The organism is Vibrio sp. Y29_XK_CS5 (assembly GCF_024181835.1).
Taxonomy (GTDB): Bacteria; Pseudomonadota; Gammaproteobacteria; order Enterobacterales; family Vibrionaceae; genus Vibrio; species Vibrio harveyi.
This window is the reverse complement of sequence record NZ_JAMZAM010000002.1, coordinates 644,145-660,113: the sequence shown is the minus strand read 5'-3', so window position 1 is coordinate 660,113 and position 15,969 is coordinate 644,145. Positions and strand designations below refer to the sequence as shown.

Sequence of the window (15,969 nt, the reverse complement as noted above, 5' to 3'; positions counted from 1 at the left end):
ATTCGGCAAGAACAAGGGCTTTTCTGTCTGCGATTACTCGTTATTACTTCTGATAGAAGGCGCGTTTTTTCTCATACATAGCTTCATCCGCGATCGAAAACAGATTTTCAATCGACACAGATTCACTTGAAGCCCCTCCAACAGAAAACTGAACTGGGTAGCGGTTATGCTCAGATAGCTCAACCCACTTATTCTGTTGAGATACCTCAAGACGTGTAATCAACTCGTTTAGAGCGTCAATACTCAAGTCTTTTGCAATGACGGCAAATTCATCACCACCAATTCTGTACAACAAGGATTTTCCGTTGAGAACCGACTTGATGAGTTGCGTTGACTTAGCAATCAAAACATCACCACGGTCGTGCCCATAATTGTCATTGAGGTTTTTTAAGCCGTTTATATCAATCACAATAATAGCCATAGATTGCCAATGTCCTTGAATGACTGATTGGCAAGCAAACTCATAGTCTTCGTCAAACGCCTTACGATTAAAGCACTTTGAGAGTTTGTCTCGACGTGCGAAATCTTCTAACTCCAGCCACGAGTATAACTGCTTCTTAAATAGCTCCAATAAAATGCGATCTTCTCCTGTCATGACATAATTGCCATAACAGAAGTAACCAATTTCAGCTCCCGTAGAAGATCGCATGGTTTTCGCATTTTCGCTGCGCGGTTTTTCAAAACTAAAGCGCATGTCTGAGTCTGGAAACAAGCGGGAGAGCCCTGAATTAATCACTTCCGGAATCGCATGGAACCCTACCCCTGCATGGCTAGTGGTAAAGTTAATCAGCGTCATGAGTTTTGCTTGGTGCGCTTCTTCGCGTGTTAAGTTTGCCCGCAACTCCGCCGTTTGCTCTTCAACTCGATGCTCTAGCTTTTGGTTGAAGTTCGCAAGTTGCGCGTTAGTATCTTGAACTTGTTGGTTGGCGTTTCGCAGCGCTTTGTTTCGTACTTCCAACTCATCCATCTGACTGGTCAATTGCGCCCAAAGCGAATCCAATAGGCTCATCAACTGTCTAAACTCTTTAAATTGAAAACGCTTAGGCGATAAATCTGGTCGTTTATTCGTTTTAAATCGACGCACGACCACTTCCATCTGACGAATAGGTTCTGTAAGCCATCGGCTTGCCACAATCGCAATGCATAGCGTCACAACCAAGGTCGCAATGATGATATTTAATAGCTGTTGCTTCGATTGCGTCAGTTCTTGGTTTCGTGCTGCGTCTGACACAGTGTGAATCATAGTCACTTCTAATGGCTTCACAAAACTGTTGTTCTGGACGGTAATTTTACTCAAATGATGCGTGGTATCCCCCTTGGTATTACTCACCGCACCATAGTGGAAGTTAACGCTTTCTTGAGCATATAAGAATGGTTGCGAAATTCGGATTAAATCCTGATATGACACTAAAACAACCAAATAACCTTGCGGCTCATACTCTGAACCTGGCAGCAGCGTGTACGGCAGTAACGGGCTGACAAAGGCGATACCACTTTGCCCCCCATTTAATACCAGCCCCTCATCAAAGTAAGTACTGTGATACATCTTACCTTGCTTATAAATGTCTTCAGCGGCTCGAATTTTGGTCAGCAGCTTACTGTTTTCTAGGTGATATACTGAGCCATTGCTTTCGTACATTGGTTGCCAGTTTTTATCGATAATGTAAGTCGTACTGACATTGACCGCCAACTCTTCAAATGTCTCTATCATTTGCCAGATAATGGATGAATACAGGACGTTATCCATGCCTTGAACGAGTAAGCGATCCTTGGAATACCAGCGAGTTAAGTTCGCCACAAAGGTCAGGTCTTCACCTATCGTTTCTTGGATACCTTGATTGGTATTTTCCAGTTTAAGTTCTTTTTGCACCAACAAATCGGTTTGGTGCTTATCGATCATACTGGTGCCCACCCAATAAGCAGGCAGTAACGACCCTACCACCACAATCAAAGTTAAGATGCTACGCAAACTTATCATAAGGATGCTTTCCTACTCTTGTGAATGTGATTTGAATGTTTATTGATGAAGTCCACCACAAATTGAGCGGCGCCGTGTGCAGGCATGCCTGCTTTGTAGCGCTTATATCCGCGAATCAACGCTTCCCAAGTCACCGCCATTTCTACGGTACTTGGCATGGCATAAGCGGGGGTCAGCTCTTTGTACAAATCGCTATAGTAGGTGTTCTCTTCGTCATACCATTTGCGGTTGATTGAGCGATTGGTAGAGATCAAGTTCTGGTTGATGATGACGTCTTCAATAAACTCCGGCTTTTGTACGATCATCGCCAGAGTACGCATTGCTTTTTTCTTCGCCGGATTGCGCATTGCTTCAGCATTAAATGCCAACACCTTACCGCCACTCAGTGAGTGCATGTGGTGATTATTGTACGTCGGTAAACTGCTGATTCTGAGTTCTGTTGAGAAGTGTTGCTTCAGCTCACCTAGCGCCCAATCACCATCAATGAGATATGGCGCTTTCCCTTCAATGAACAACGCTCGCGCTTGATCTTGGTTGTAATCATCAATCACCACACCTTCTTTAGGTAAACGACCATAAAACTTAAGAGCCGCCGCCAGTGCACCAACATCAATATCGGTGATAGGTTGCGTTCTATGATCGGAAAACATAGGCACAAACGACATCAAGAAGTACATGTTCGGATACTGCATTGCGAGCGTGCTTTTGCCCTGTTTGGCATCTTCAATAAGCTTTTCCCAAGTTGGCTGTACTTCGTTGGTCAGCTTCGTATTCACATACAAAACCAAGTGATTACCTAAACCAAGCGGTACCCCATAAATGGCGTCGTCCACGGTGACGAGTTCCAGAGCTTTTGGCTCTATGCTTTTCTCTTCTAACCAGCTTGGCGGAATTTGGGCGAGATCAAAGTAGTCATGTAGTCCCAAGAAATCAGAAGGAACCCAAATAACATCAGGCACGGTAATACCAGTTTGCTTGGCGAGTAGTAGTTCTGAACGGATATTGTTTACATCGAACTCTCTGATCGCGAATGTGTTGCCTGTTTCGGCTTCGAAGCGCTCGTTAATTTCTGCGACGGTAGAATATTCAATGCCACTCCAAACTTGGATCTCTTGAGCGGAGACCAAGGAGGAAAACAGAAATAACAACAGGCTCAGGTTTCTCACTAGAATTCTCGAAAATTGATGGTATTACAAAAGTAGCGAACGACTGGTGCTTATTCAAAAGCGCCGACAGGAAATGTGCGGGTGCTTCCATTGGTGCTTCACCCTACCATAGAAAGCAAAAAGCGCCGCAATTGCGACGCTTTCAAAGATTATATCACAGTTAGTGATTAAGCGTACTCTTGCTCGAACTCACGCATAAAGTCCACGAGAGCTTGCACTCCTTCAAGCGGCATCGCGTTGTAAATTGATGCACGCATACCACCAACGGCACGGTGACCTTTTAGTGCCTTCAATCCTTTTGCATCTGCCAACTCTAGGAATGTGCCATCAAGTTCTGGTTTTGCTAGTTGGAACGGTACGTTCATCAGAGAACGGTTCGCAGTGTGCACTCCGTTACGGTAGAAATCAGACTGATCGATGTAATCGTATAGCAATGCTGCCTTTTCACGGTTTACTTGCTCAATCGCTTTTACGCCACCTTGCTCTTTTAACCACTTAAACACTAGACCTGATAAGTACCAAGCGAATGTAGGAGGCGTGTTGAACATCGACTCTTTTTCTGCCAACACTTTGTAGTCAAGAATACTCGGTAGCACTTCTTTCGCCAAACCAAGAAGATCGTCACGAACAATCGCAATTGCAATGCCTGATGGACCAATGTTCTTTTGTGCACCAGCGTAAATGACACCGTATTGAGAAACATCAATTTCACGAGAAAGAATGGTCGAAGACATATCTGCAACAATTGGTTTATCCGTTACTGGCAGATCGTTGATTTCAATACCATCAATGGTCTCGTTCGGGCAAAAATGGACGTAAGCCGCATCTGGCGAAATTTTCCATTCTGTTGCAGGTAGAACTGCCGCTTTACCGTCAATCACTGTTTTTGCGTTGAACACGTCAGGTTCACAGTACTTTTTCGCTTCTGCTACTGCGCTTTCTGCCCAGTAACCACCATCAATGTAAGTCGCAGTTTCCGCGCTACCTAATAGGTTTAGTGGAACAGCGGCAAATTGAGCACGAGCACCACCTTGGCAAAACAATACTTTATAGTTGTCTGGGATATTTAAAAGATCACGAAGGTCTTGCTCTGCTTCTTCTGCAACCTTAATGAACTCTTTGCTTCGGTGACTGATTTCCATCACTGAAGTCCCAAGACCTTGCCAGTTGATTAGCTCCTTTTGTGCTTGCTGCATGACTGCTTTTGGCAGACCTGCAGGTCCTGCACTGAAGTTAAATACGTTGTCCGTATTTTGTTCCATGATGCTCATTGCTCCTGCTAAGTAAAGATTACGAAATTAATATCACGTTTTTGCAGGGATAAAAACAAGAAAAGAGGTCTTACGACCTCTTTTTAAACTGGAAAAGCTAAAAACTTACTTTGTAAACTTCTCTATTGCATCAATGCAGGCATAAGCAGTGCGATTAAAGGAAATTCTTGTCCATTTTCGAACTTCAATTTCCCATCAGAAATTTGTGCTTTTAGTTCATAGCCCTTGTCTTTTTTCTCAATAAGTTCCATCACCATCAACTCGTCAACGCCTTCTTGAATGAATGGGTACAGATCCACCAACTCATCAGAGAAGTAAGTATTCAGCGAGCCTTTTGTCGCTGTCATTAGCTTCATCGGGTCTTGCGTGATGTGGTCGGTACCTTCCGGCACGGATAATTGCCATTCATTACGGAATTTGCCGTCTCCAAATGCAAGAGATAGCTCGTTGACTGATAGGTTAAAGCCTTTGCTAAACAAAGTATCAATATGCGGCAACAGCTTTTGAATCTCTTGCTCATCTAGCATTGGCGAACTTTGGTAAATCGACATAATTTGATCGAACGACTGGCTGTCAATATCACCGATAGCAAAATCAAGCTTGAAGTTATCAACGTCTGTACCATCCGTTAAACGCATTTGCTTAGCGTCTAATACCAACTGGGTGTTCAGTTTGTCGCCAGATTCATTCAGGGATGTATTGCCACTGTAGCTTGCGTTCTCGATTAGGAACATCGGGGCAAGTTGCGCATCAACAATATCCAGTTTTTGTAGAGAGAAAGATTGCTCCCCTAGCCAGTATCCTTTTGCTTGCTTACCTTTGCCTTCACCTTTCAGCTCTGTTAGATGAATCTCTTCACCATTTTCAAAGTCGATTTGTACCGAAGGAATCGACACTTGGTAGTTTAAATCACCCAGCACAGTCACATTACCTTTAACTTGCGCAGGACTAGATGAAAGGTGCATACCTTGAGCGTCGTTTTGGTAATTCCAACTTGCTAGGTTAAGCGTGAAATCCGTGTTTCCGTTGAGCTGTGTTTTACTGTGCATCGTCAACGGTAGGAAGTCCGCGTCGACGAGTTTAGAATCTGCACTTAAGCTCGTTAAACCATGTGTTACGTCGCTGGTCACATCAAAAGCTGTCGGAAGACCATCACGCTCAAGCTGCGCTTTGATTTCTGGGTCGACAACGGTGTAACGCGTCAGAACGACCGAAGACAGGTAACCGCGGTCATATTCCACAATTTCACCTTTGACCATTTCATCGTTCATATTGGCGATGCCATCTTCAATGATAGTTTGACCAATTTGACCAACTGCTAACGGCCAACACAGCGCAAGAGAAATAGCGCCACCAATGGCACCGATTTTTTTAAGATTTTCCATAACGTCACTTATTGAGTATTTGTGCTCAGTCTAACCCAAACCCAAAGCGGATAAAACATTGAGATATATCAGACTATTGATGGTTATTTTAGTTCATTAATCGAGAACAATACTCAGCTCTCAACCATTTCTATATTTAATTGATATGTTGTTGGTGCCAAGTTTTAACCGGAGCTCAAACCACTGTGAACCGTTACGCCGTATTGTGCCTCGACAACAATCCAATCAGTGCCGAACAGTTTCGATTGGAGTTGTCTGCCTTTTCGAGCAAGTTTGATATTCTCTCTGTGGAATCGATAGAAGAAGCACAGAGCGCTCTCGAATATCTCGAAGAAAGAGAACAAAAGGTTGCGCTGGTTATTGCGAGCCATCATGCACATTTTAATGGCGTTGACTTCCTCATCGGTCTCGACCGCAAGCCACACACTGAGCAAGCTCGCAAAATCCTTATTAGCTGCTCGTCCGATATTGAGGCCATTTTAACCGCCGTCAATGAAGGACGCCTCGATCACTGCTTAACCAAGCCTCTTCCGGATAAGGTCCTGTTCAATACGGCGCAAAAAGAACTGACCCAGTTCATTCTCCGTCATGATAGAGAAGACTTGCTCAACTACAGCCAAATCCTCGACCAGCATAAATTGCTGCGCGCTCACATCGAAAATCAGATGAGCAACTATCAAGCAGGATTCTTGAACGACTACCATGCCCTCTCTGATGGGGAACTCGCAGAACAAGTCATCACGGCGTTGCAACACTTCTTTGAACAAAATGACGATACCAAGGCTTGCCGTACCTACTCTCCTGAACACCTACTTACGATTGAAGGCGAGCCAAACAGTTTCTTGTGGTTTATTACCAGTGGTGAGGTAGCGCTCTACAAACGTGATGAACTTGGCATGCAACGTGAAGTGGTGCGCCATTCAAAAGGAAACATTGTCGGCGGCATGTCATTTGTCACCGGAGAGAGTTCGTTTTCAACTGCACTCACCCTAACAAAAACGGAAGTCATCAAGCTTGACAGAAATGTCTTCCGTAAGGTGATGCAAGGTGATTCTAACTTACTACCTCTGTTTACCAACTTGTTGCTACGTCATTTCAACCGACGATTGCAACGCAGTATCAACACTAAGTTGCAACTGCAAAAAACATTGGAATCATTGGAGTCCGCCCACCAGCAACTCATCGAACGCGAAAAAATGGCGATGCTGGGTCAACTTGTTGCGGGTGTCGCACACGAATTAAACAACCCCATTGCAGCTATCTTGCGAGGGGTAGAAAACCTAACTCTGACACTTGAAAACCTACTCACTCAGCTACCTAGTTACGAGGTTCAAGAAAAAGGCATTGGTTTACTGACAAGAGCTCAAAGCGCCAAACCGGCTTCGACCGCAGAACTCAGAGAGCGAGTAAAACAATTGAGTTCCAGCCTTCCTGACAGAACATTAGCAAAGAAAGTCGTTAATCTAGGGCTTGAGGGCGACCAAACTTTGGTTGCACAACTTAACCGTCAAAACGCCGAGTCATTGGATTCACTTGGCACGTTAGAACAATATCATCAAGTCGGCGCATCACTTCGCTCAATCAATGTTTGCGCAGCTCGCATCGCTGATATGGTAAAAAGCTTAAAAGGCTACGCACGCTCAGACGACGAAGGTTTACACTTTGCCAACTTACATGAAGGCATAGAAGATACGTTGGTGATCTTTGAGAACAAACTCAAGATGCATAAGGTCACAACAAACTACGCAGAACTTCCTAATACACTCTGCCAACCCATTGCTTTACAACAAGTTTGGACAAATCTGATTTCCAACGCCATTGATGCCTTTCCTGATAAAGGCGAACTCACTATTCAATCTCGCTTGGTAGAAAAAAACCAACAAAAGTATGCCGTAATTTCATTTACAGACAACGGATGTGGCATCCCCGAATCGCAACAAAAAGCCATTTTTGAACTCAACTTTACAACCAAGAAAGAAGGTAATTTCGGTTTAGGTATCGGACTGTCTATCTGCCAACAGATTATGGCAAGCCATAAAGGCTGGATAGAGGTGGAATCTGAGCTCAACCATTTCACTTGCATGACCGTCTGGTTACCTATCACTCAAGAAGGAGATGAAGTATGACTAAATATCTGATTTTATGTGTGGATGATGAAAGAGAAGTCTTAGATAGTGTCCTTCAGGATTTGATGCCATTCGAAGAAAATTTCGTTGTTGAGGGTGCGGAATCTGTCACGGAAGCAAAACAAGTGATTGAAGAAATGGCGGAAGACGGTATTCAGCTTGCCTTGATTCTGTGTGACCACATTATGCCGGAGCAAACTGGCATCAGCTTTTTAATCGAACTCAGTCAAAATGGTGACACTAAATCATCTCGCAAGCTGCTCTTAACGGGTCAAGCTGGCTTAGAAGACACCGTTGAAGCAATCAATCATGCGAGCCTCGATTACTACATCGCCAAGCCTTGGAAAGGTGAAGAGCTCAGAGACGCTATTGTTTCGCAACTGACTGCTTTTATGATAGAAAATGATGACAACTTATTATCGTGGACATCCATCCTAGACGCAGAGGCAATCCTCAACGCGATGGCACAACGACGTGCAAGCTTTGGTGAATGAGTACTGGGATAGAAAAACAAGTCATATTCGTCATCAACATGGCGCGTTTTTTGCTGATAAAACGGCACAATGAGTCATTTGACAAAACATCGACACATTTTTGTTGGTCGTAGACCTTCGTTTTTATTATGATGTCGAACAAATCAGATTACGGTTCAAGTGGTTACTTGGATCCATGGAACTATAAGACAAGGTTTATCGTTAGTTATGCGTAAAACACTATTAGCCGCTGCCCTTTTGTTGGCATCAAGCCAAGCTCTAGCTGCGAACGACTACAACGCTCCAGCAACAATGAGCAACTTTAGCTACGACTACATGGAAGCTCGCATTGGTGCTAGCCCAGTAACGTTCGGTGCTGGTTTCAGCAAATCAATCCACCCAAATGCACACGTAATCGCGCGCATCGACTCTGAGTTTGATGGTGATTTCGATTCAGCAGCAGGTTTTGGTTTCCACTCACCACTAAACAACTGGGCTGACCTAACGGGTGCAATGCTAATGCGCGTTGTACAACCGTCAAACTCAAGCAGCACTGACGTTGGTATGGAACTTAACTTAGGCGTGCGCCAATGGCTTGGTCCTCAACTAGAAGTTGGTGGTAAAGCGGGTTACGTTTCTATCGACAACGATGACGATTGGATCGGTTCTGTTTACGCTCGTTTCCACTCTACAGAGCTATTCTCTCTGGGTGCTGAAGCGCGTATCAACGACTTCTACGGTGATCAAGTAATGTTCACTACTCGCTTTAAGTTCTAAACGCCTACTGAGCGTACTTTCTTAAAGTATGAACTAAAAAACCGAGGCATTTACCTCGGTTTTTTTGTATCTACAAACTGTCGTCTTGTTGCAATGACTAACTCAAATGAAGTGGCCAAAAGCATCAACTTCCTTTTGTCGCTTTCAACACTCACCTTTTATGACTCGCTAACTTCATCCTAAACGAGTCAATCATCGTGAAACTAAAGCGATTTATTCACACATTGCCAGCAGTTGTTTCTTGCGTGGTTCTTGGAGCAGTTTCCAGTGAATACCATCAGTGGCGCCAGCAAACTTCCATAGAAGCTTCACATCAACATCACTACCGTATGTCACTCTTACTTTATTAAATACTTCTACTGGTCCTAGTTCCAAAAACGTTTCTACGTCATCAATACCTGCTTTTTTGACCATACGCTCTAGCGTCAACTGCATATTTGGTAGGTCACGCAAACGTCTACTGGCTGAAGACTTTTGGTATTTACGTTCCTTAATAGAACATTCAATCGATTTTTGTAACAACGCGTCTAGACCCGCAAAACCTGAGTCAAATAGATCGGTTACATCATAGTAGTTAACGGTTGCCGTCGTTTGTTTTTTGACGTGCTTATATTTTTCACAGTTTAGTTGAGTAAATTCTTCATCTAACCCGTTACCACCACGTAAATAACAACAGTCGTTACTTACTAGTGCGAACATTGCGTCGTTGCTGAATAAACCAATCCCGCCAAACATTGAACGTTTTTGGTACTCACTAAAATTGCTTACATAGTTAAAAAAAGCTTGGTCTGTCATGTCCATTGACCTCTGTAATTGGAATAAATTACCCCGATTAGCGATGTCACCAGATGAACAGCAGCTTATAGCGAATTATAAATTGTCGATATGTTGGCGATATTTTTGTGAATTGCGCTCACCAACTGTCTTAATCATACTTAACGTTGAAAAATAAGTTAGGATCTATGTCACAGTTGCCGAACTACAAACTCCACATACGTGATTAGTTTCACATTTACTCATCCTTAAGCGATGTTTTTTTGACACAGCAACTGCCAAAAATCAAACATCATGGTGATAAATGCGGCAATTGCGAACGTGAAATAGGTATTTAATTGATAAGCAACATAGTGTGGAGGTACACTGTACGAAAGCTCTCTAGCACAACGTCATAATGGAACATCTATCATTTTTTTGGCTACCAAATAATAAAGATAAGCTTATAAAAGCACTCGAATCTGAGTTCGCCCACCTAGTAGAACAATCAATTTCTACCGGGAAAATCTCCCTTCCTCCTATCCCTGATGTCGTACTTAAAATCCAGCAACTCTGCACAGAAGAAAACACCACGATTTCCGACGTCGCAAATGCGTTACTAGAAGATCCTAGTCTTGCTGCGGTTGTGGTTCGCGTCGCGAATTCCGTGATTTTTAATCGCCGTAATATTACCTGTAATGACCTAACAACAGCGGTATCTCGCTTAGGCATTTTACGAGTGAGGGATATCGTCACAGCTCAAGCAATTGAACAGTTAAAGCATTCGGTCAACCTTTCTAAAGACTGCAATAGCATATTGGTGAAAAGTGCCGCGGTTTCTCGTGAGCTAGGCGCAACCATGGTATTGGTTGTCCAAGAGTTCCGTAAGCATGAACCAGCGACATACGGTCACCTAGAGCAAGAAAAAGCGCTATTAGTAGGTTTGTTGGCGGATATTGGTCTGTTCTGTCTCATCAACGAATACCACTTATATCTTGATCGTGGTAATTACTTAGATGCAGATATTGCACTACAAATATTCCAAACGCGCTGTTCTGCGACAAGCAAATTAGTATTGGAGAAGTGGGGGTTTGACAATGATTTCCGTGAGGTTTCATCGAATGAAAAATATGAAGCATCGCGCCCAGAAGTCAGCTACCTGGATATTGCTCGTATCGCAAACCACTTATTAATGTTCCGTAACCAAGATGAACGCATTGAAGATCATGAAGTGGAATTCAATTTAACGGGTGCAGAAATCTTGTACGAGTTGAGCAATATGAGTGATACTGACTTCCATTGTGAAATTAAAGAAGTTCTAAGCGCAAGCGGTCTTTAATCTCTCAATACTTCATTTTAAGCCACGCTAAGCATCAGATAGTATTCTGAACTGTTTATGCGTGGCTACGTATTTTGCTTACCTCATAAAGGAATCATTGAGTTTTATGTTCTCAGGGATGCTATTCATCTTTGCCCCATTGGTGGTGGGCTACTTAATTCCAATTTCTCAGGCGTCGGTACTTGAAAAAATCAACAAGTCGACCTCATACCTGATCTACGTCATTCTCTCCTTGATGGGTTTAAGCCTTGCTGCGCTCGACAACCTCGGCAGCAACTTGCAAACCATCTTGCTTTACGCTGGTACTTTCTTCGTCTGTTTGGGCGCTTGTAACCTACTTGCCTTGCCGCTAGTCGATAAACTGCTTCCTTTGCAAACCGACCAAAACCAGAAAAAACTCCCACTGTCTTCTATGGCATTAGAATCAATCAAGCTTGTTGTCGTCGTTGGTGGTGGTTTGATTGCCGGTTTGATCTTGCCAATTGGTCTTTCTTGGGTGGATACAGCGAGCGAATGGATTTTATTTCTTCTACTGTTCTTTATTGGCATTCAATTGCGTAATAGCGGCTTAACCCTTAAGCAGATTCTGTTGAACAAACAAGGCATGGCGATTGCGACAGTCATTATTGCAACTTGTATGCTCGGTGGTGCAATTGCCTCAGTGATCTTGGATTTACCACTCTACCAAGCGCTGGCAATGTCTTCTGGCTTTGGTTGGTATTCGTTAGCTGGCATCTTGATGGGTGATGCATTTGGTCCCATTTTTGGCGGCGCTTCCTTCTTGATTGAATTGATGCGTGAGTTGGTCGCATTAGTTGCTATTCCATTGTTTATTCGCACCTACCCTTCAACAGCCATTGGTTACGCAGGAGCAACAGCAATGGACTTTACCCTGCCAGTCATCCAGACAACTGGAGGTGTTCGATGTGTGCCTGTCGCGATCGTAAGTGGTTTTATTTTGAGCTTATTGGTGCCTGTCATGATGCTTTTCTTTGTGTCTCTTGCTAGCTAGATCTCAGGAATATTCATTAACATCCATTACAATACGGCAAAAATTCAAATACCCACGTAACCTCAAAATGCTCAATTCAAAGAGAATTTTCTGGATTACCGCTTAGTTATCGAGCCCTTTGATTTTTAAACTCTTGGATCGGTAATCAGTGACAGGCAAGGCATAGTGCCTATTGGGGTTACAAAGGGAATTCAACCAAAAAGGAATAACAATGAAACGCTTTGTCGTTGCAGCGCTCCTCGCTACAAGCTCAACTTTTACCTTTGCTGCTGACCAGCAATGTCTTGCAAACAAATACGACGGTTATATAGACGCCTCTTTACAGTGGTATCAAGACCTTGTAGACCTAACCGTTACTCAATACCCAGATTTAAAAGAAGTAAGTCAATGGTTCTTAGAAGGTCGCCAACACCACTTTGAATTAAACCGTGAAGCGGTACATTACTTCCTGAAAAATGATCCTAGCCGTGTTGCTACAGAGCAACCTGTTGAAGCGTGGCTCAAGCTAGAACAACACGATGTGAAGCAGCTTGCAACACGCAGTGATGAGCTCGGTCAAGCTGCACAAAAAACGTTTAGTGATCGTCAATCGGCGAACCATCCAAAGAACTATGACCTACGTTCTGCATTTGCTGACTTATTGAGCCACCCAAAACAGATCGATTCTGCGCTTAATAAGTACAATCAATCAATTGCTAAGATTGAAAAGCAGAAGTGTGAATAAACCTCGCCCTAGAATTTCATTTCAGCAACATGGGTTTCAATAATTAAAACGGGACTTTGCGCCCGTTTTGGTTTAGATTGTGCCGCTCGCATTACCAAAATAACTACAAAGATTCTTTGCTATGGTTAAGGAACAAAAAACCGCTGACGTTAGCTTCGAGAGCTTGTTAAAGATCTTCACAATTCCTGAAGGTCCAGATTCTACGTTGACCAAAATCGACGAGAGTCTCTCCCAGAACTTGAACAAATTTCTTCGTGAACACATCGTGGCAGAAGAAAAGCCTTTACGTGAAATTGAGAAAGACTTTTCTTCTGCTCAGATTCCTGAGCAACCAGAGTTCGTGTCAGACCATACCGAGCACCTACTAGATACCTTGGTATCTCACTCGGTTCATACCTCTGCGCCAAGCTTTATTGGTCACATGACTTCTGCCCTGCCGTATTTCTTAATGCCGCTGTCGAAGATCATGATCGCCTTGAACCAAAACTTGGTAAAGATTGAAACTTCGAAAGCATTCACACCACTTGAACGCCAAGTACTTGGTATGCTGCATCGCCTTATTTATGGTCAGGACGACAAGTTCTACCGTAAGTGGATGCACAGCGCGAAGCACTCTCTCGGTGCATTTTGTTCTGGCGGTACCATCGCGAACATTACTGCGCTTTGGGTTGCTCGCAATAAAGCACTAAGAGCAGATGGCGCATTCAAAGGGGTAGAAAAAGAAGGTCTGTTCAAAGCCATGAAACATTATGGCTATGAAGGGCTGGCAATTCTGGTTTCTGAGCGTGGGCATTACTCACTGAAGAAAGCTGCCGACGTACTTGGGCTTGGTCAAGAAGGATTGGTTGCCGTCAAAACAGACGCAAACAACCGCATTATCGTTGATGACTTGAAAGCAAAAATTGCGGAACTTGAGTCGCAAAATATCAAGCCTATTGCGGTGGTTGGTGTTGCTGGTACGACAGAAACCGGTAGCGTTGACCCGCTTCCTCAAATCGCTGAAGTGTGTGCTGAACACGATTGTCACTTCCATGTGGATGCAGCATGGGGTGGTGCGACACTGATGTCGAACAATCATCGTCACCTACTTGGTGGGGTCGAACTTGCAGATTCTGTGACGATTGACGCGCATAAACAACTCTACATCCCTATGGGTGCAGGTATGGTTCTGTTTAAAGACCCAGATGCGATGAAGTCAATCGAGCACCACGCACAATACATTTTGCGTAAGGGCTCAAAAGACCTAGGTAGCCACACCCTTGAAGGCTCTCGCTCCGGTATGGCGATGTTGGTTTACGCGGCAATGCATATCATTAGCCGACCTGGTTATGAACTGCTGATTGACCAGAGTATCGCCAAAGCGCGCTACTTCGCTGATCTTATTAACGAGCAAGAGGACTTTGAGTTAGTGTCTGAGCCTGAGCTTTGTCTGCTGACTTACCGTTATTTGCCAACCAATATGCGCACAGCATTAGAGAAAGCACAAGGTACGCAGAAAGAGAAACTGAACGAGTTACTCAACCAACTGACTCAGTTTATCCAAAAGCGCCAGCGTGAAACAGGTAAGTCCTTTGTGTCACGCACTCGACTGAACCCAGACCAATGGCAACGCATGAACACCATTGTATTCCGTGTTGTGTTAGCGAACCCATTGACGACCAATGACATTCTAAGTGCGGTATTGGACGAGCAGCGCGAAATTGCTCAACAAGCCCCAAGCTTAATGGCAAAAATTGAAGAAACTGTCGACAACATCCTCAATTCTTAAGCGCCAATGTGAGTTACATCAAATTGAAAATTTCTTTCTTTTTGATGTAACTCAATCATCATTATTGTGCCACTAGAGCAACAAACCATCGATCCCACATCCAATTCTGTAGTTTTTACAACATTTTGTTTGAGGCTTGTCAAATTCTCACGAAATAGTAACCGTATTTGGTTTAGCCAGATTGAGGATCGGGTTTATACTGAATTTATGGCGCTGGTAGTTTTCGTTAACGCCCCTCTAGACCGAGAAGCCTTTGGGTTTCCATTCGTTAACAGAGCCAGCGAGTTGTTCTCTATACCCTCGTGAACACTATGAATACATTAGAAAAAATTCAAAAAAATCTGGAGAATTTCAGTAAGTCAGAGCGCAAAGTTGCGGAAGTGATTATGGCGTCTCCACAAACTGCAATTCATTCAAGCATTGCAACGTTAGCTAAAATGGCTGACGTGAGTGAGCCTACTGTTAACCGTTTCTGTCGTCGTCTGGATACCAAAGGTTTCCCAGATTTTAAACTTCACCTTGCGCAAAGCCTTGCCAATGGTACGCCTTACGTTAACCGTAATGTGGAAGAAGACGATGGTCCTGATGCCTACACGCACAAGATTTTCGAATCGACAATGGCGTGTTTAGATGTCGCAAAAAACAGCCTTGATGCGATGCAAGTTAATCGTGCAGTTGATCTCCTGACTCAAGCGAAGCGCATCTCATTCTTCGGTCTTGGTGCTTCTTCTTCTGTCGCACGCGACGCTCAAAACAAGTTTATCCGCTTCAACATTCCTATTACTTGTTTTGAAGATATCGTAATGCAACGCATGAGCTGCATTAACTGTAGTGACAATGACGTTATCGTTCTGATTTCTCACACGGGTCGTACTAAGAGCCAAGTTGAGATTGCGAACCTTGCACGTGAAAACGGTGCAACCGTTATTGCAATCACAGCAAAGGACTCACCACTAGAGAAAGCGAGTTCACTGGCTATTACACTAGACGTGCCAGAAGATACCGACGTGTATATGCCAATGGCAAGTCGCGTAGTACAAATGACGGTTATCGATGTGCTAGCAACAGGCTTCACGCTGCGCCGTGGTACTGGCTTCCGTGAAAACCTAAAGCGAGTAAAAGACGCATTGAAAGACAGCCGCTACGATAAGCTAAGTCAATACTAACGAATCGACTTAGTCTGTAATAAAAAATAGA

At 43.8% G+C, this 15,969-nt stretch carries 13 protein-coding genes; 8 read left to right on the top strand and 5 right to left on the bottom strand.

Annotation, left to right across the window (positions count from 1 at the left end; all coding sequences use genetic code 11):
• Window positions 1-43: 43 nt before the first annotated feature.
• The 4 genes from NL647_RS13185 to NL647_RS13170 form a co-directional block, all read right to left on the bottom strand.
• A complete protein-coding gene (locus NL647_RS13185; RefSeq protein WP_029789428.1) occupies window positions 44-1,978 on the bottom strand; it encodes a diguanylate cyclase in 1,935 nt (644 codons plus the stop codon).
• Window positions 1,975-3,144 (bottom strand): extracellular solute-binding protein, encoded by a 1,170-nt coding sequence (locus tag NL647_RS13180; protein ID WP_253650248.1) that lies wholly within the window; start codon window positions 3,142-3,144, stop codon window positions 1,975-1,977. The genes NL647_RS13185 and NL647_RS13180 overlap by 4 nt, the downstream gene beginning before the upstream one ends.
• 167 nt (window positions 3,145-3,311) lie before the next feature.
• Window positions 3,312-4,406 carry a 3-phosphoserine/phosphohydroxythreonine transaminase gene (gene serC, locus NL647_RS13175; protein ID WP_187992332.1) on the bottom strand — a complete coding sequence of 365 codons (1,095 nt, stop codon included), beginning with the start codon at window positions 4,404-4,406 and terminating at the stop codon, window positions 3,312-3,314.
• Between the two features lie 131 nt (window positions 4,407-4,537).
• A complete protein-coding gene (locus tag NL647_RS13170) occupies window positions 4,538-5,800 on the bottom strand; it encodes a DUF945 family protein (RefSeq protein WP_009698120.1) in 1,263 nt (420 codons plus the stop codon).
• A 185-nt stretch (window positions 5,801-5,985) separates the two neighbouring features.
• Here NL647_RS13170 and NL647_RS13165 point away from each other — a divergent pair, with 185 nt between their 5' ends.
• The 3 genes from NL647_RS13165 (at window position 5,986) to NL647_RS13155 (ending at window position 9,176) form a co-directional block, all read left to right on the top strand.
• Window positions 5,986-7,926 (top strand): ATP-binding protein, encoded by a 1,941-nt coding sequence (locus NL647_RS13165; protein ID WP_253650247.1) that lies wholly within the window; start codon window positions 5,986-5,988, stop codon window positions 7,924-7,926.
• On the top strand, window positions 7,923-8,420 hold the full coding sequence (locus NL647_RS13160) for a response regulator (protein ID WP_009698122.1): 498 nt from the start codon (window positions 7,923-7,925) through the stop codon (window positions 8,418-8,420). The genes NL647_RS13165 and NL647_RS13160 overlap by 4 nt, the downstream gene beginning before the upstream one ends.
• A 207-nt stretch (window positions 8,421-8,627) precedes the next feature.
• The gene (locus NL647_RS13155) at window positions 8,628-9,176 is read left to right on the top strand and encodes a hypothetical protein (protein ID WP_005442235.1); all 549 of its coding nucleotides are present in this window, start codon (window positions 8,628-8,630) and stop codon (window positions 9,174-9,176) included.
• 213 nt (window positions 9,177-9,389) lie between these two features.
• Here the strand turns inward: NL647_RS13155 and NL647_RS13150 are convergent, their stop codons facing one another.
• Entirely contained in the window at window positions 9,390-9,977 is a 588-nt protein-coding gene (locus tag NL647_RS13150; protein WP_005444533.1) for a TfoX/Sxy family DNA transformation protein, read from the bottom strand.
• Between the two features lie 370 nt (window positions 9,978-10,347).
• Between NL647_RS13150 and NL647_RS13145 the strand changes: the two genes are divergently transcribed.
• The 5 genes from NL647_RS13145 (at window position 10,348) to NL647_RS13125 (ending at window position 15,938) form a co-directional block, all read left to right on the top strand.
• On the top strand, window positions 10,348-11,268 hold the full coding sequence (locus tag NL647_RS13145) for an HDOD domain-containing protein (RefSeq protein WP_005444535.1): 921 nt from the start codon (window positions 10,348-10,350) through the stop codon (window positions 11,266-11,268).
• Window positions 11,269-11,374: 106 nt separating this feature from the next.
• On the top strand, window positions 11,375-12,280 hold the full coding sequence (locus NL647_RS13140) for a lysine exporter LysO family protein (RefSeq protein ID WP_005444536.1): 906 nt from the start codon (window positions 11,375-11,377) through the stop codon (window positions 12,278-12,280).
• Between the two features lie 211 nt (window positions 12,281-12,491).
• Window positions 12,492-13,004: a hypothetical protein gene (locus NL647_RS13135; RefSeq protein ID WP_005444538.1), complete on the top strand. Its 513-nt coding sequence runs from the start codon at window positions 12,492-12,494 to the stop codon at window positions 13,002-13,004.
• Window positions 13,005-13,125: 121 nt separating this feature from the next.
• Window positions 13,126-14,772, top strand: a complete 1,647-nt coding sequence (gene panP / locus NL647_RS13130; protein ID WP_005444540.1) for a pyridoxal-dependent aspartate 1-decarboxylase PanP — start codon at window positions 13,126-13,128, stop codon at window positions 14,770-14,772.
• Window positions 14,773-15,083: 311 nt separating this feature from the next.
• Window positions 15,084-15,938 carry a MurR/RpiR family transcriptional regulator gene (locus NL647_RS13125; protein WP_005444542.1) on the top strand — a complete coding sequence of 285 codons (855 nt, stop codon included), beginning with the start codon at window positions 15,084-15,086 and terminating at the stop codon, window positions 15,936-15,938.
• Window positions 15,939-15,969: the final 31 nt, after the last annotated feature.